The following is a 15,814-nucleotide window of genomic DNA, read 5'->3' on the forward strand; positions in this document are numbered from 1 at the left end:
TCGGAAGGCCACACCCGTCACAGGGGTGGACGGTTCTTTCAGCGCTTCGCCGTCGGCGAACGTCACGGGCAGACGGGCGGCAGTGGCATAGATCACTACTGCCGGCGTGCGTCGGCGTGCTCTTCCGCCGGCGGAACTGTCACCGGACGCGAGCCGGGTGGTATCCTTGCGTCAGCACTTGTGTACGCCCTGTCGTGGGCGCCGGTGCCGGTCTTCATCAGTTCGCCGGATCACCGCATCTGTTGCGGTCGGCGCGATCTGCTTCTTCTCACCTCTCCGTGAGCGGCGATCTGTGCCCTGCTCGGGCACCGCGCCGCGACCGAGGTGGTGTCTTCCGCCGGAGGCCGTGCTCCACGCCTCCCTGTCGCGGCTTCTCCTTCCCCTCACACGCCCCGTGCCGTCCGTCCGCGAAAGGACCTTCATCCATGACCATCACGCTCGAACGCCCCGCCGCACCGCGGCAGCCGGCCGCGGCCCCCCGCTCCGCCACCGGTGTCCTGGACATCGACGCGACCGGCAAGGGGCATCTGCGCGGCGAGGACTTCCTGCCCACCCCCGCCGACCCGCGGGTCTCCCCCGCGCTGATCCGCCGCCACGGCCTGCGCAAGGGCGATGCCGTCGCCGGCGTACTCGGGCAGCAGCACACCGTCACCGAAATCACCAGCGTCGGAGGTGGCTCGCCGGACGAGGCCCGGGCCCGTCGCCGCTTCCACGACCTCACTCCGCTGCACCCGCGCGAGCGGCTGCGCCTCGAACACCCCGCCGCCGGGCTCACCGGCCGCGTCGCCGACCTGATCGCGCCCGTCGGCAGGGGGCAGCGCGGGCTCGTCGTGGCGCCGCCCAAGACCGGGAAGACCGTGCTGATCCAGCAGATCGCCGCCGCCGTCGCCGGCAACCACCCCGAGTGCCGGCTGATGGTGGTGCTGCTCGACGAACGCCCCGAGGAGGTCACCGACATGCGACGCCGCGTGCGCGGCGAGGTGTACGCCTCCACCTTCGACCGGTCCCCGAGGCAGCACATCGCGCTCGCCGAACTCGTCGTCGAGCGGGCCAAACGGCTCGTCGAGGCCGGCGAGGACGTGGTCATCCTCCTCGACTCGCTCACCCGGCTGTGCCGGGCCCACAACAACGCGGCCGCGGCGGGCGGCCGCACCCTCAGCGGCGGTGTCGACGCGGGCGCGCTCCAGGGACCCAAGCGGCTCTTCGGTGCCGCGCGGTCGGCCGAGGAGGGCGGCTCGCTCACCATCCTGGCCACCGCGCTGGTGGAGACCGGGTCCCGCGCCGACGACTTCTTCTTCGAGGAGCTGAAGGGCACCGGCAACATGGAGCTGCGGCTCAGCCGCGAACTCGCCGCCCGCCGCGTCTTCCCGGCCGTCGACATCGACCCCTCGGGCACCCGCCGTGAGGAACTCCTGTACAGCCCGGCCGAGTTGACGGCGGTTCGCGGTCTGCGACGCGCCCTGCACAGCCGTGAGGGCAAGGCCGGTCTGGAGACACTGCTGGAACGGCTGCGCGACACGCCCGACAACGCCACGTTCCTGCGCCGCGTCCAGCCGACCCTGCCCACCGGCTGACCCCGCCGGCCGGCCGAACGCTCGGCACTCCCTCACCACCGCACCCGCTGCGCGTCCGTCAGGGCACGCACTAGGACATCCGGGTGTTCGCGAACCCCGTTCGGCTCTGGGCAGCGCCCCGCCTGCACCGTTTTGTCCCTAGGTTTGCGATATGAAGATCAGATTTTCTACGCGCACCACGGTATCGGGCTGCGCACTCTGCGCCGCGACCGTCCTGGCGCTGACCCCGCCGGTCGCGGCCGTCGGCCCGACCGGCGGGGGTCCGGGCGCGATAGTGCAGCCGAAGGCGACGGTGCCGCAGCCGGCCGTGCTGGACGACGAGGGCACACAGGTCCGGCTCCGCAGCGGGGCACCCCAGGTTCCGGACGTCTCCGCGCTGTCCTGGGTGGTGGCCGACGCCGAATCCGGCGAGGTGATGGCCGCGCACGACGCGCACCGCAGGCTTCCGCCCGCGAGCACGCTGAAGACGCTGTTCGCCCTGACCGTGCTGCCGTCCTTCCCCGGAGGCATCCGGCACACCGTCAGCGCCAGGGAGCTGACGGGCATCGGCGAGGGCAGCAGCCTGGTGGGGGTCGTCGAGGGCCACACGTACCAGGTGGCCGATCTGTGGCGCGGAGTGTTCCTCAACTCCGGCAACGACGCCGTGCACGTGCTCGCCGCGCTCAACGGAGGCTGGGAGCACACGTCCCGGCTGATGGAGGCCAAGGCCCGCTCGCTGGGCGCCCTGGACACCACGGTCGTCTCCCCCGACGGCTACGACGCCGTCGGGCAGGACTCCTCGGCGTACGACCTGGCCGTGTTCGGGCGGGCCGGGCTGCGCAACCCCGACTTCGCGCGGTACTGCTCCACCGCGCACGCCGCCTTCCCCGGCGCCGGCGGCACGTTCCAGATCGCGAACACCAACCGCCTGCTGACCGGCGCCGACGGCGTGGCGCCGTATCCGGGCCTGATCGGCATCAAGAACGGCTACACCTCCAACGCGGGCAACACGCTCGTCGCCGCGGCCCACCGGGACGGGCGCACCCTCGTGGTGACGGTGATGAACCCGCAGAAGGGTGTGGCCCACGCCGTCTACGAGGAGGCGCGCGCGCTGCTGGACTGGGGATTCGGCGCCGCCGGGCACGTCGATCCGGTGGGCTCGCTCGACGCCCTGCGGCCCGTCTCGCACGGCATGTCGACCGGAGCGAAGCCCGGGACGAAGCCGGGAGCGGCCGTCGTGGCATCCGCGGGGGCGCCCCGGCCGGCCGAGTCGGACTGGCCGGAAGCGGGTACCATCGCGGGCGCCGTCGGTCTGGGCGCGGGGGTCCTTCTTCTCGGCCTGCGGTTCAGGCACAAGCGGGCCTCACGCGTCTGACCGGCCGACGATCCGGGCACGGTCCGCACTTACGTCGTCGCAGGCGCCCCTCAGAACACCGACAGGCCGGTGAGGGTCGTGAAGCGGTCCAGGGCCGCCACGCCGGCCACCGAGTTGCCCCGCTCGTCCAGTCCGGGGCTCCACACGCACAGCGCGCACCGGCCCGGTACGACGGCGATGATGCCGCCGCCCACACCGCTCTTGCCGGGCAGGCCCACGCGGTAGGCGAAGTCGCCGGCCGCGTCGTACGTCCCGCAGGTCAGCATGACCGCGTTGACCTGCTTGGCCTGGCTGCTGGCGAGCAGCCGGGTGCCGTCCGCCCTTATGCCGTGCCGGGCGAGGAACGTGGTGGCCAGCGCCAGGTCGGCGCAGGAGGCCGCGATCGAGCACTGGCGGAAGTACTGGTCCAGCAGGACCGGCACCGGGTTGTCGACGTTGCCGTAGGACGCCATGAAGTGGGCGAGGGCGGCGTTGCGGTCGCCGTGCGCGGTCTCGGACGCGGCGACGTCCTCGTCGAAGTCCAGCTCGGGGTTGCCGCTCTCGGTGCGCAGGAAGCCGAGCAGCTCGCCCGCCGCGTCGCCGGTACGGGTCTGGAGCCGGTCGGTGACCACCAGGGCGCCGGCGTTGATGAACGGGTTGCGCGGGATGCCGTTCTCGTACTCCAGCTGCACCAGGGAGTTGAAGGGGTTGCCGGAGGGCTCGCGGCCCACGTGCTCCCACAGTTCGTCGCCCTCGCGCGACAGGTCGAGGGCGAGGGTGAACACCTTGGTGATGGACTGCGCGGAGAACGGCTCCTGCCAGTCCCCCACCCCGTACACCGTGCCGTCCAGCTCGGCGACGGCCATGCCGAAGGCGCGGGCGTCACGGGCCGCGAGCGCCGGGATGTAGTCGGCGGGGCGCCCGCGGCCGGGCGTGTGCTCGATCTCCTCGGCGATGCGCTCCAGGACCGGCAGGTAGGTCGGGGACGACGTCATGATCGCCATTCTGCCTTCCGGCTGGTGCCGGTACGTCACGTCGGTGGGTCGGGCGGCGGGCGCGTCAGGGCGGCGGGCCTCGCCCGCCACCCGGTGCTCAGCTGCTGAGGACACCCGTGCCGAGCAGGCCGAACAGCAGCAGGCCGATCAGGATCCGGTAGACGACGAACGCGTTGAAGGAGTGCTTGGCGACGAACTTCAGCAGCCAGGCGATGGAGGCGTAGGCGACCACGAAGGACACGACGGTGCCGACGGCCAGCGGGACGGCGCCCACGCTGGCGCCGAGTGCGTCCTTGAGCTCGTAGATGCCGGCGCCGGTCAGGGCCGGGAGGCCGAGGAAGAAGGACAGGCGGGTGGCGGCGACGCGGTCCAGGTCCAGGATGAGCGCGGTGGACATGGTGGCGCCGGAGCGGGAGAAGCCGGGGAAGAGCAGGGCCAGGATCTGCGAGCTGCCGACCAGCATCGCGTCCTTGAAGGAGGTGTCGTCCTCACCGCGCTTGTGCCGGCCCATCTGGTCCGCGCACCACATCACGACGCTGCCCGCGATCAGCGAGCCGGCGACCACCCACAGGGAGCCGAGCGGCCCTTCGATGAAGGGCTTGGCGGCCAGGCCCACCACGACGATCGGGATGGTCGCGAAGATGACCCACCAGGCGAACTTGTAGTCGTGGTGGTAGCGCTCCTCGCGGTTGGCCAGCCCGCGGAACCAGGCGGACATGATCCGCACGATGTCCTTGAAGAAGTACACCAGCACGGCGGCGATGGCACCGACCTGGATGACGGCGGAGAACGCGACGACCGACTTGTCGTCGACGGGGATGCCCATGAGCCCCTCGGTGATCTTCAGATGGCCGGTGGAGGACACGGGGAGGAACTCGGTCACCCCCTCGACGACTCCGAGGACGACGGCCTGACCGACGGAGATGGCGCTCATGGGATCCAGTTCTGGGGACGTTGGTCGACAGTGGTGTAGACACTCTTACGGTGCTGAGGTGACGGCCAGGTGACCGGCGTCGGAATCCGCGGCGACTGTCAGAGGCTTCCGGCGATCCACACTCCGGCGAAAGCCGCGCCGAGGCCCGCCGCGACACTGGCGACGACGTTGGCGAGGGCGTAGGAGCCCGCACCGGTCTCGGTGAGCCGCAGCGTCTCGTAGGAGAAGGTCGAGTACGTGGTCAGGGCACCGCACAGACCGGTGCCCAGGAGCAGTTGCAGGTGCGGTCCGGCGACGCCCGCGGCCGCCGCGCCGGTCAGCAGGCCGAGGATCAGGCAGCCGGTGACGTTCACCACGAAGGTGCCCCAGGGGAACACCGAGTCGTGCCGGGACTGCACCGCTCGGTCGGTGAGGTAGCGCAGGGGCGCCCCGACCGCGGCCCCGAGGACCACCAGCAGCCAGTTCACGAGGGCTTCCCGCCCTTCGCGCCCGCGCCGCCGGAGCCGGCCGCGCGGCCGACGTACCGGATCACCTCGCAGTCGTCGAGTATCACCAGCCCCTCGGCGACCAGTTCGTCCAGCTGCGGAAGGAACGCCCGCACCCGCTCCTCGGTGTCCACGATCACCACCGCCACCGGCAGGTCCTCGCTCATCGACAGCAGCCGCGAGGTGTGGATCAGGGAGGTCGCGCCGAACCCCTCGATACCGCGGAAGACGCTGGCGCCGGCGAGGCCCGCCGCATGGGCCCGGTGGACGATCTCGGAGTACAGGGGCCGGTGGTGCCAGGTGTCGTTCTCTCCGACGAAGACGGTCACGCGCAGCGCGCTGCCGGTGAGCCTGGTCATCGCTGCCTCCACTTCAGAACGCGGCGGGCCGCCGTCATGGCCAGCCACACCGCCGCGAGGGCCGCGCACGGGGTCGCGGCGAGGTACGCCAGCCCGGTGCGGGCGTGGCCGGAGTCCACCAGCCGCTGGATGTCGACGGCGTAGGTGGAGAAGGTGGTGAAGCCGCCGAGCACGCCGGTGCCGAAGAACGGGCGGACCAGGCGGTGGGCGCCCCACACGTCGGTGATGACCACCATGAAGACGCCGATCACCGCGCAGCCGAAGGCGTTGACCCAGAAGATCGCCCAGGGAAAGCCCCCGGCCGGCGTCGGCAGCCACTGCGAGACGGCGTACCGGGCGGTGGCCCCGAGCGCTCCGCCGAGTGCCACCACCGCGACCACCGGCGCCTGCGTCCGCCAGGCACGCCGCCGCGCGGGACTGCTCCGCACCCGAAGGCTGTCGGTTTCGGGGACTGTCATGCTCGTACGTCTCCTGCTCGCCCGCGCCCGGACATGCCGGAGCGCTCCTGTGATGCGAGTAGGGACCGTTGGCGGCAGCACTGCCACGGTTAGGTACGGCGGGCCCCACCGCCGCGCCGCGAACCCGTCGTGGCCGGGCTACAGGCTAACCCCACCGGATCCGCACCGCACGCGACGACGAGGGTGTGTACGGCGAGGCGGGTGACACTTCCCGGCAACCGGTCAGGATCGGAGAAGCCGCACGGCGCCTCCCCGACCTAGCGTGGAACCACCGACGCACACGTCGGCCCTTCCCACCGCGGAACGCGAAGCCGCATACCGCCGAATACCGAGGAGTACGCCATGGCCATGACTGCCGGCCTGCAGACGATCATCTACCCCGTCAAGGACCTCGACCGGGCGAAGGCCCTGTTCAGCGCGCTGCTGGAGGTCGAGCCGTACGCCGACGCGCCCTACTACGTCGGCTTCAAGGCCGCCGGGCAGGACGTCGGCCTCGACCCGAACGGGCACGCCAAGGGGATGACCGGACCGGTCCCGTACTGGCACGTCGACGACATCAGGGCCCGGCTGGCGGCGCTGGTGGCCGTGGGAGCCGAGGTGCTTCAGGACGTGCAGGACGTCGGCGGCGGCCGGCTGATCGCCTCCGCGAAGGACGCCGACGGCAACCTCATCGGCCTTCTCCAGGACGCCTGAGCCGACCGCCGCCGTGGTGCCGCCGACCGGCGGCCGGCCCGGCTGTTCCTCGCGGCGCCGCTCAGCCCTGCGGCCGGGCCAGCAGGTTGCGCACCCCCTCCGAGGTGAGCGTCAGACCGTGCGGCGAGCTGGCGTCTATGGTCAGCGACAGGTCGTCGGCCGGCCACTGGGAGGCGAGCGCACCGAGCGGCACGAGGCGGTAGCGGGAGACGAAGGGCAGCAGGTCGGACATCTCCAGTTCGGAGGTGAACACGGGCACCACCGGCTCGCCGCCCGGTTGTTCGAGGACGGGCAGAGCCACCGCCGTGGGGTTGGTGGCGTCCTCCTCGCTCGCGTCGTCGGGCACCGGGACCAGCACGTCGCTGCTCGCGAGCGTGTCCAGTGCCACCGTGTCCTCGGCGTTCTCGGCAAGCACGTCCAGCGCTTGCTGGGCGGGCGTCGGGGTGTTGTCGTTCGCTGGTGTCTGCATGGCGGTTTCCCTGGTCGCGGCAGTCGAGCGGCCCGCCCGGGAGGTGACCGGCCGGGCACGGGCCCTGCACGCGTACCCGATCGCACTCGGCGCAATCGCGAGGCGCCCGGGGATTCCACGAGCCGTCCGGCCGACCGCCGTGGCCGAGGACCGACGACGCACCGCGCGGTGTCACTGAACGAGGGGCCCTAAAAAGGGCCGCGGCGGATCGCGACGGCCGCGGCGTCGTCGCCCAGGTGGCCGCGGGTGTAGGCGACGAGGTCGTCGTGCAGTCGGCGCAGGACCAGCTCCGGCGGTTCGGCGACCCAGGCGGCGGCCCGGTCGGCGAGGGGGTAGAAGTCACCCCGCGCGTTGCGCGCCTCCAGGACGCCGTCCGTGTGCAGGAGCAGTGTGTCGCCGGGCAGGAACGGGAACGAGGCGACCATGTAGTCCAAGGCTTCGGACAGTTCGCCCAGGCCCAGCGGTGGTGCGACGACCTGCGCGGTCAGGGGGTCGGCGGTTTCCGCGCCGATGAGCAGCGGGGACGGGTGGCCGCAGTTGAGGAGGTGCAGCACGTGCTCGCTGTCGGGGATGTCCACGAGCAGGGCGGTGGCGAAGGACTCGTCGGTGTCGAGCATCTGCGCGGTCTGCCACTGCCGGAACTCCCAGCGCATGGCGCCGTCCAGGTGCACGGCCAGACGCGGCAGCGAGGGCCGGCGGTGCGCGGCCGCGCGGAAGGCGCCGAGCAGCAGTGCCGCATGGCTGATCGCGGGCAGTCCCTTGCCCCGCACGTCGGCGATGAGCAGCCGGGTGCTGTGTCCGGTGCGGGCGGCGGCGTAGAGGTCCCCGCCCATGGTGGCCTCGTCCTGGGCGGCGAGGTACAGGCAGGCGATCCGCAGCGGGCCGCTGCGCTCGGGCAGGGGCGGGAAGAGCACGTCCTGGACGGCCTGTGCCACGACCCGGCTCTGCTTCAGCTGGTGCTCGCGCCGGTCCCGGAACAGGCAGAACACCACGATCAGACTCGAGACGATGATCAGCGACGCGACCTGGGCCTGGAGGTTCTGGGTGCCGAGCGTGCCCTGGACGCCCCCGATGAAGAGTTCGGTCCCGGCCGCCAGCGCACCGATCAGGGCGGTGAGCCAGGGCCCGGAGAACGCGGCGGTGAACGCGGGAGCCGCGACCAGCAGCGGGCCGAGGTGCACGTCCGGCGGGGTCAGGGCGTCGACGACGCCCACCACAGCGATCAGTACCAGGGGGATGAAGACCAGTACCCGTCCCGATGGTGAACGCCGTAGGTCCATGAGCGACACACGTCATGTTCTCACCCCTGGCCCGGACCGGCGAGGGCGCTGCTTTCCGCGGGCCGGGGCTCGGGACGGTCGCCGCGGTGGACGGCGCCGGGGCGCGGGCCCTCCGCGACGCGCGAGGCGCGGAGGACCCCGAGGGGCTCACTTCCGAACCCCGGTGTCCGGGTAACCAGCCGCCCGGGGGCGATTCGCCGGGTCCGCCCCGCCGGTGGAACCCGCTCGGCCGCCGCGCCACCCGGGCTCCCGGATCCGCGCGGCCGGTTCCGGCCCAGGTCCGACGGGGCGCCCCCGGAGTGCCCGTCAGCCGGTTCCGGCGGGTGGTGCGGTCGTGCCGCGCACCTCCAGGACCGGGCTGGTCAGGTCCACCGTGCGGGGCAGGTCCGGGTCGTCGATGCGGTCGAGCAGCCGCTGGGCGGCGCGCCGGCCCACGTCGTGGCTGGCGTTGTCCACGGTGGTCAGCCACACGTGACGCAGGCGCGACAGGTAGGTGTTGTCGTAGCCGGCCAGGGAGAGGTCCCGCGGGACCCGGAGGCCGCTCTCCTCGGCGGCGGACAGCGCGCCGACGCAGGCCATGTCGTTGACCGCGAACACGGCGGTGGGCCGCGGGGTACGGCTGAGCAGCCGTACGGTCGCCCGGTAGCCACCCTCCTCGGTGAGGTCGCCCTGCTCGACGACCGCCGTACCGGCCCGCCCCTGTGCGCGCATGGCGGCCTCGAAGCCGCGGCGGCGCAAGTCGCCGACCGCGCCCCGGCCGGCGATGTGGGCGATGTGCCGGTGGCCGAGGGCGATGAGGTGCTCGGTGGCCAGCCGGGCGCCCTGCTCGTCGTCGCCCGCGACGACGTCCACCGCGGCCAGTTCGGGTTCGCGGGCACCGGCGACGACGGTGGGCACCCGGCCCGCAGCGACGCGCAACGCCCCCGGATCCCGCAGGGTGCCGACGGCGACCAGGCCGTCGACGCGCAGTTCGGTGAAGGTGCGGGTGAGGTCCTCCCCCAGGCGTCGGTTGAGGTGGCCGTCGGCGAGCAGCATGTGCAGACCGGAGTCGTAGAGGCGGGAGTTCAGCCCGTCGAGGAGTTCCACGAACCAGGGGTTGCGCATGTCGTTCAGCAGCACGCCGACGGTGCGGGTGCGGCGCTCGCTGAGGCTGCGGGCGGCGGCGTTGGGCCGGTAGCCGAGTTCCTCGACGGCGGCGAGCACCGCCTGCCGCTTCTCGGGGCGCACGCTGCCGGAGCCGCGCAGCACCAGCGAGACCAGGGACTTGGACACACCGGCGCGCGCGGCGACGTCACGGATGGTGGGCGGTCGCACGCTGTGGACCGTTCCATGAGGGAAGGCCCCTTGTAAAGAGGCCGGAAGGCGGTCCTGTGGTGCTCTCATCCGGTGGCTTGACACCTGACGGGAGGCGGCCTCATCGTGAGCCACCAGGTTTTGGATCGGTCCAAACGAGGGGCTTTCATGGTGCCTACGCTCGGCGTCGCCGTCGTCGGATTCGGCTGGATGGGACGGGTGCACACCCAGGCGTACGCCCGCGTGCCCCACCACTTCCCGGGGCTCGCGGTACGTCCGCACCTGGTCGCCGTCGCCGACGAGGTGCCCGGCCGGGCCGAGGAGGCGGCCGGGCGGTACGGCTTCGACTCCGCCACCCGCGACTGGCGGGAGATCGCCGCCGACCCCCGGGTGCGGGCGGTCAGCATCACCGCCCCGAACTTCCTGCACCGCGAGATCGGTCTCGCCATGGCCGAGGCGGGCAAGCACATCTGGATCGAGAAGCCGGTGGGCCTGAGCGCCGACGACGCCCGCGCGGTCGCCGACGCCGCCGACGGGGCCGGTGTGCGGGGCACGGTGGGCTTCAACTACCGCAACGCCCCCGCCGTCGCCGCCGCCCGCGAGATGATCGCGGCCGGTGAGATCGGCAGGGTCACCCATGTCCGCATCCGGCTGTTCAGCGACTACGCGGCCCACCCGGAGGGTGCCCTGACCTGGCGCTACGAGCGTGAACGCGGCGGCAGCGGGGTGCTGGGCGACCTGGCTTCGCACGGAATCGACCTGGCCCGCCATCTGCTCGGCGAGATCGAGTCGCTGGCCGCCGACACCGCCGTGTTCGTACCCGAGCGGGCCCGGCCCGCCGGCGCCACCGCCGGTCACACCCGGGCGGCGGGCGGTGAACTCGGTCCGGTCGAGAACGACGACTACGTCAGCTGCCTGCTGCGTTTCGCCTCCGGCGCGCGCGGCGTCCTGGAGGCGTGCCGGGTCTCGGTGGGCGAGCAGAACAACTACGGCTTCGAGATCCACGGCACCAGGGGCGCGCTCTGGTGGGACTTCCGGCGGATGGGCGAACTCGGCGTCAGCCGCGGCACCGCGTACCAGGACCAGCCCGTCAGCACGGTCTACGTGGGCCCCGGCCACGGCGAGTACGAGGCCTTCCAGCCGGGTGCGGCCAACGCCATGGGCTACGACGACCTCAAGGTCATCGAGGCGTACCACTTCCTGCGCTCGGTCACGGAGGGCGGGGTCCACGGCGCCACCCTCGACGACGCCGTGGCCGCCGCGGTGGCCCTGGACGCGATGGCCCGCTCCGCCGAGGAGCACGGGTGGGTGAGCCTCGACTGACCCGTGCCGCCTCACCCCGGCGTCAGGTCCGTGCGCGGGGTGATCGCCCAGTGGTTGGTGCGCAGCACCCGGCCGGCGAACACCACCTCGCGCTCGGCGACGAACCGGAAGCCGAGCGAGCGGCAGATGCCGTTCGAGGCCGCGTTGGTGGTGGCCGGGAAGGCGTGCACCACTCCCCAGCGGTCCTCCTCCCGCGCCCGTTCGAGCAGCGCGCGGGCAGCGCGCCCGCCGAGACCGCGGCCCTGGTACGGCGGCAGCACCATCCAGCCGATCTCCGACATCGGGCCGCCGTCGCCGTCGTGGGTCCAGATGGTCACCGTCCCGGCCACCTCCTCGGGGGTGCCCGGGTCAGGGACGATCATCTTGATCCAGGCGACGCCGGCCGCCGCCTGCCGGGCGTCCCGGCGTACCTTGTCCGCCATGCCGCCGTCCGGCAGGGGCCCGCCGAGCTCGGCCATCATGACCGGGTCGCAGCGCATCCGGACGTACGCGTCCACGTCGCCGGGGGTGACGTCACGCAAGAGCACGGGGCCTCCTGACGGCAGGTGGGTGTACGTGCCAAGTATGGGCTGGGTCATGATGGGGCTGCCCGGCCGATCTGGCGCGAGAGACCCGTGCCTGCTCGGCTTTCCTGTGAACAGCCCGAGGAAAAGCACCCGTTGAACATCGGCGCCCCGGTTCCCGACAGCTACTACGAGCGCATGGACGAGCACCGCTTCAAGCCCACCGCACACGCCGGTGGTGCCTGGGACGTACGCGAGCAGCACTTCAGCCCGCTGGGCGGGCTGGTCGTCCACGCGGTCGAGGACCACTTGGCCGCGCGTGGGGGCAGCGCCCTGATACCGGTCCGGATCAGCTACGACATCCTGGGCCGCCCGGCCCTCGACGAGTGCGAGATCGAGGTGGAGACCCTCCGCCCCGGCCGCACCATCGAACTCCTGGAGGCCGTCGTGCGCATCGCCGGCCGCCCGGTGGTCAGGGCCCGCGTCTGGCTGCTGTCGGCGCAGGACACCGCGGCCGTCGCCGGGGGTGCCGGCGACCGGCTCACCCCACCCGACCGGCTCGCACCCTGGGCGATGAGCGAGTCCTGGCCGGGCGGTTTCATCGCGTCCCTGGACGTGCGTCCGCTCGCCCCGCCGAGCCCCGGCCGCACCACCGCCTGGGTCTCCACCCCGCTCACCCTGGTCGCCGGCGAGCCCAGCAGCCCGCTCGCCTCCTACCTCTCCCTCGTCGACACGGCGAACGGCATCGCCGTACGCCAGTCGCCCACCGCGTGGATGTTTCCCAACGTCGACCTGACCGTGCACCTGCACCGCCGCCCGGAGGGCCCCTGGACCGGTCTGGACACCACCGTGGCCTTCGGCCCGACCGGCGTGGGCCTGACCAGCACCGTCCTGCACGATCTGCACGGCCCGGTCGGCCACGCCCAGCAGATCCTGACCGTGCGCCCCATGCCGGGCGGCTGACCGTGGCCGGGCCCTTCGCGGGCCCGGCGCCCGTCCCGTACCGCGCGCGCGATCGGCGCGGAGCTGATGTCCTGGTTGTGGGGGCCGTCGTACCCGCTTCCGGGAGAGACAGATGAGTACCTACACAGTCGCGCAGGTGATCACCGCCGGCGGTCCGTTCGAGATCGTCGAGCGTGAGGCGGCGGAGCCGGGCCGCGGTCAGGTCGCGATCACCGTGGAGGCGTGCGGAGTCTGCCACAGCGACAGCTTCTTCGTGGACGCCTTGGTGCCCGGGGTCACTTTCCCGGTCGTTGCCGGGCACGAGATCGCCGGGCGGATCGAGCAGCTCGGCGAGGGGACGCAGGACCAGGGCTGGCAGGTGGGCGACCGGGTGACGGTGGGCTGGTTCGGCGGCAGCTGCCACCACTGCACCCCGTGCCGGCAGGGCGACTTCATCGTGTGCCCGAATCTGAAGGTCCCCGGCTGGTCCTACGACGGCGGCTTCGCCGAGCGGGTGATCGCGCCGGTCGACGCGCTGGCCCGGATCCCCGACGCGCTGGCGGCGACCGACGCCGGGCCGATGGCGTGCGCGGGCGTGACCACGTTCAACGGACTGCGGCGCAGCTCCGCGCAGCCGGGTGATCTGGTGGCCGTGCTCGGCATCGGAGGGCTGGGGCATCTGGGGGTGCAGTACGCGGTGGCCATGGGCTTCGAGACGGTGGCGATCGCGCGCGGGGCCGACAAGGCCGACTTCGCCAAGCAGCTCGGCGCGCACCACTACGTCGACAGCACGACGGACACCCCAGTCGCCGACGCGTTGCAATCGCTGGGCGGCGCCAAGGTCGTGCTGGCCACGGCCGGCAGCTCCGAGGCGATCGCGGCGACCGCCGACGGACTGTCGCACCGCGGTGAGCTGGTGGTGATCGGGGCGGCGCCCGAGCCGCTGGGGATCAGCCCCCTCCAGCTGATCACGGGTGCCCGGATCATCCGCGGGCACCCGTCGGGCACCGCGCAGGACGTCCAGGACACGATGGCGTTCAGCGCCCTGCACGGGATCCGTCCGACGACCGAGGCGGTGCCGCTGGACCAGGCCGGCGAGGCGTACCGGAAGATGCTCGCCGGCGCCGCCCGGTTCCGCATGGTGCTCACGACCGGATGACCAACCGGCGCGGCACCACGGCCGGTTGTCCCGCACCGGGTGGAGCGCTCAGGCCTTCCGAGCCAGAAGGCAGGCGTGCTGCCGCGTCAGCCGCCCGGCGGGCTCCTGCACCAGGCGGGCCGTGACGACCAGCCCGGCCCGCTCCAGGAGTTCGGATACCCGCTCGACGGGGAGGAGGTACCACTCGTAGGACACGGGATGGCCGTATCCCCGGGCAGGCCGCCGGTGTTCGTCGCCGACATGGCATCCCCACAGCAGGAGTCCTCCCGGCGCGAGTGTGCGGTGGAACTCGGCGAAGACATCGGGCAGCAGCGCGGGGGGCGTGTGGTGCGTGGAGTACCAGGCGAGGATGCCGCCGAGCACGTCGTCGGCCAGGCCCAGCGCGGTCATCGAACTCTGGGCGAACGCCAGGTCCGGGTGGGCGTGCCGGGCCTGCCGCACCATGCCGGCCGACAGGTCGACGCCGATCGCGCGCACTCCCGACTCGCGCAGGTGGGCGGTGACATGGCCGGGCCCGCAGCCCAGATCCGCGACCGGTCCCAGTCCGGCGTGCCGCACCTGCTCGGCGAACGCCGCCAGCATCCCGCGCGACAGCGGGTCCAACTCGGCCGGTTTCGGGACTTGTTCGGCGTAGGCGGCGGCGACGGTGTCGTACGACTCGCGGATCGCCCTGAGCGTGAGGCTGGTGGGTTCGGTCACACGGGCAGACGCTAGCGAAAGGGCCGGCCCGTCGGGGCCCGGAGCGCCGGAGAGCACGTCAACCGCGACATGGAGAGAGGTTCATGTGTCGAGGAGACACGGTGATCTTCACATCCCCTCCACCTCTCCGTCACTCTGTTCTTACTTCTTGTGTATGCTCCTGAGGCTCCATTGGCACCACTGAGGGGGGAACCTCGTGCGTATACGCTCCGCGCTGGCCGTGGCCGCCACGGCCGGGACGGTCGCCGTCATCGCCGCCGCACCGGCGCAGGCCGCCGAATACTCGTCCGCGCTGAAGGTCAAGGGCGTCCAGTACGACGCGCCCGGACGGGACTCCAACAACTGCCGTACCGGCAACACCAAGGACGAGTACCTGACGATCAAGAACTACTCGCGCACCGCGACCGTCAACCTCAAGGGCTATGTGGTCAAGGACGCCTCCGGCAACCGGTTCACGTTCCGCGCCAACCACACACTCGAGCCCGGCGACTACGTGAAGCTGCGCGGGGGCAAGGGCACGGACTCCGACGCCAAGAACGTCGTCTACCGCCAGAACTGCAACTTCATCTGGAACAACGACAAGGACACCATTTACCTGCTCAAGCCCTCCGGTGCCCGCGCCGACGTCCACTCCTACACCAAGGCCCAGGACGACCGCGACGGCGACGGCTACATCAGCTACCACGGCTGAGCCCGCGCCGATCCGGCCGGCCGCCGGGAAGCTCACGGCGGCCGGGCCCTCGTACCGGACCCAGGGGGACCATGAACCAGTACCACCAGCCGCGACGACCGCGCGGCAGATCCGGCATCCGGCCGCCGCACCGGCGCGGACTCGTACGGGCGGTGGGCATCGCCCTGCTCGCGATGGGAGCCTTCGGCTGCGGCCAGTCCGCCGACGGCGCCGCGAAGCCGCAGCCCAGCGTGACCGTCACGGCCACGGCCACAGTCACGGCCACGGCGACCGAGACCGTCACACCCGAGCCAACCACGACGGTCACCGCGACCAAAACAGTCAAGACGCCCGGTCCGACGGTCACCGTCACCAAGGCGGCGGCCGCCGCCGGAACCGGCACCAGCCGCAGTGGTGGCGGCAGCGGCGGCAGCAACAGTGCGAGCGGCACATGCTCGATCGTCTCCAACGCGGGCAACTGCTACCAGGCGGGGCAGTTCTGCCGCAACAGCGACCACGGAGCCCGGACCACCACCGCGGGCGGCACGCCGATCACGTGTTCGTTCCGCTCCAACTCCTGGCGTTGGACGTACTCCTGACGGTATGTCAGCAGCGAGCCCGCCGCCGGGCGGCGGGCTTGCGCAC

At 72.3% G+C, this 15,814-nt stretch carries 18 protein-coding genes; 8 read left to right on the forward strand and 10 right to left on the reverse strand.

Annotation, left to right across the window (positions count from 1 at the left end; genetic code table 11):
• Positions 1–425 precede the first annotated feature (425 nt).
• Together rho and ABZ818_RS05070 are read left to right on the forward strand one after the other, a co-directional pair.
• The gene (rho, locus tag ABZ818_RS05065) at positions 426–1,574 is read left to right on the forward strand and encodes a transcription termination factor Rho (RefSeq protein ID WP_361410947.1); all 1,149 of its coding nucleotides are present in this window, start codon (positions 426–428) and stop codon (positions 1,572–1,574) included.
• A gap of 151 nt (positions 1,575–1,725) precedes the next feature.
• Positions 1,726–2,928, forward strand: a complete 1,203-nt coding sequence (locus tag ABZ818_RS05070) for a D-alanyl-D-alanine carboxypeptidase (RefSeq protein ID WP_361410950.1) — start codon at positions 1,726–1,728, stop codon at positions 2,926–2,928.
• A 50-nt stretch (positions 2,929–2,978) separates the two neighbouring features.
• Here ABZ818_RS05070 and ABZ818_RS05075 read toward each other — a convergent pair whose 3' ends face one another.
• The 5 genes from ABZ818_RS05075 to crcB (ABZ818_RS05095) form a co-directional block, all read right to left on the reverse strand.
• Entirely contained in the window at positions 2,979–3,911 is a 933-nt protein-coding gene (locus ABZ818_RS05075; protein ID WP_361411188.1) for a glutaminase, read from the reverse strand.
• 88 nt (positions 3,912–3,999) lie between these two features.
• Entirely contained in the window at positions 4,000–4,836 is an 837-nt protein-coding gene (locus ABZ818_RS05080) for an undecaprenyl-diphosphate phosphatase (RefSeq protein WP_361410953.1), read from the reverse strand.
• 98 nt (positions 4,837–4,934) lie between these two features.
• Complete coding sequence (gene crcB / locus ABZ818_RS05085; protein WP_141364143.1) at positions 4,935–5,303, reverse strand: fluoride efflux transporter CrcB; 369 nt, start codon at positions 5,301–5,303, stop codon at positions 4,935–4,937.
• Positions 5,300–5,680 carry a DUF190 domain-containing protein gene (locus ABZ818_RS05090; protein ID WP_361410956.1) on the reverse strand — a complete coding sequence of 127 codons (381 nt, stop codon included), beginning with the start codon at positions 5,678–5,680 and terminating at the stop codon, positions 5,300–5,302. The genes crcB (ABZ818_RS05085) and ABZ818_RS05090 overlap by 4 nt, the downstream gene beginning before the upstream one ends.
• A complete protein-coding gene (crcB, locus tag ABZ818_RS05095) occupies positions 5,677–6,138 on the reverse strand; it encodes a fluoride efflux transporter CrcB (protein WP_361410959.1) in 462 nt (153 codons plus the stop codon). Before crcB (ABZ818_RS05095) ends, ABZ818_RS05090 begins: the two co-directional genes overlap by 4 nt.
• Before the next feature lie 348 nt (positions 6,139–6,486).
• On the opposite strand from crcB (ABZ818_RS05095), the gene ABZ818_RS05100 reads away from it, so the two are divergent.
• Positions 6,487–6,831: a VOC family protein gene (locus tag ABZ818_RS05100; RefSeq protein WP_361411190.1), complete on the forward strand. Its 345-nt coding sequence runs from the start codon at positions 6,487–6,489 to the stop codon at positions 6,829–6,831.
• A gap of 61 nt (positions 6,832–6,892) precedes the next feature.
• On the opposite strand, the gene ABZ818_RS05105 is transcribed toward ABZ818_RS05100, so the two are convergent.
• From ABZ818_RS05105 to ABZ818_RS05115, 3 genes are all read right to left on the reverse strand, one after another.
• A complete protein-coding gene (locus ABZ818_RS05105) occupies positions 6,893–7,300 on the reverse strand; it encodes an SseB family protein (RefSeq protein ID WP_141364137.1) in 408 nt (135 codons plus the stop codon).
• 188 nt (positions 7,301–7,488) lie between these two features.
• Positions 7,489–8,580, reverse strand: coding sequence for a PP2C family protein-serine/threonine phosphatase (locus ABZ818_RS05110; RefSeq protein ID WP_361410962.1), 1,092 nt, complete (start codon positions 8,578–8,580; stop codon positions 7,489–7,491).
• Positions 8,581–8,886: 306 nt separating this feature from the next.
• Positions 8,887–9,894, reverse strand: a complete 1,008-nt coding sequence (locus ABZ818_RS05115) for a LacI family DNA-binding transcriptional regulator (RefSeq protein WP_361410965.1) — start codon at positions 9,892–9,894, stop codon at positions 8,887–8,889.
• Positions 9,895–10,041: 147 nt separating this feature from the next.
• Here ABZ818_RS05115 and ABZ818_RS05120 point away from each other — a divergent pair, with 147 nt between their 5' ends.
• Positions 10,042–11,196 (forward strand): Gfo/Idh/MocA family oxidoreductase, encoded by a 1,155-nt coding sequence (locus ABZ818_RS05120; RefSeq protein ID WP_361410968.1) that lies wholly within the window; start codon positions 10,042–10,044, stop codon positions 11,194–11,196.
• Positions 11,197–11,207: 11 nt separating this feature from the next.
• On the opposite strand, the gene ABZ818_RS05125 is transcribed toward ABZ818_RS05120, so the two are convergent.
• Complete coding sequence (locus tag ABZ818_RS05125; protein WP_361410971.1) at positions 11,208–11,723, reverse strand: GNAT family N-acetyltransferase; 516 nt, start codon at positions 11,721–11,723, stop codon at positions 11,208–11,210.
• Between the two features lie 174 nt (positions 11,724–11,897).
• On the opposite strand from ABZ818_RS05125, the gene ABZ818_RS05130 reads away from it, so the two are divergent.
• Positions 11,898–12,662 (forward strand): thioesterase family protein, encoded by a 765-nt coding sequence (locus tag ABZ818_RS05130; protein WP_361411192.1) that lies wholly within the window; start codon positions 11,898–11,900, stop codon positions 12,660–12,662.
• A gap of 112 nt (positions 12,663–12,774) precedes the next feature.
• Complete coding sequence (locus tag ABZ818_RS05135; RefSeq protein ID WP_361410973.1) at positions 12,775–13,800, forward strand: alcohol dehydrogenase; 1,026 nt, start codon at positions 12,775–12,777, stop codon at positions 13,798–13,800.
• Positions 13,801–13,848: 48 nt separating this feature from the next.
• Here ABZ818_RS05135 and ABZ818_RS05140 read toward each other — a convergent pair whose 3' ends face one another.
• Positions 13,849–14,499, reverse strand: coding sequence for a class I SAM-dependent methyltransferase (locus ABZ818_RS05140; protein ID WP_361410975.1), 651 nt, complete (start codon positions 14,497–14,499; stop codon positions 13,849–13,851).
• Positions 14,500–14,695: 196 nt separating this feature from the next.
• On the opposite strand from ABZ818_RS05140, the gene ABZ818_RS05145 reads away from it, so the two are divergent.
• Together ABZ818_RS05145 and ABZ818_RS05150 are read left to right on the forward strand one after the other, a co-directional pair.
• On the forward strand, positions 14,696–15,190 hold the full coding sequence (locus ABZ818_RS05145; protein WP_361410978.1) for a lamin tail domain-containing protein: 495 nt from the start codon (positions 14,696–14,698) through the stop codon (positions 15,188–15,190).
• 71 nt (positions 15,191–15,261) lie between these two features.
• On the forward strand, positions 15,262–15,768 hold the full coding sequence (locus ABZ818_RS05150; RefSeq protein ID WP_361410981.1) for a hypothetical protein: 507 nt from the start codon (positions 15,262–15,264) through the stop codon (positions 15,766–15,768).
• Positions 15,769–15,814: the final 46 nt, after the last annotated feature.

This window comes from Streptomyces sp. NPDC047453, from assembly GCF_040643155.1.
Lineage (GTDB): Bacteria > Actinomycetota > Actinomycetes > Streptomycetales > Streptomycetaceae > Streptomyces.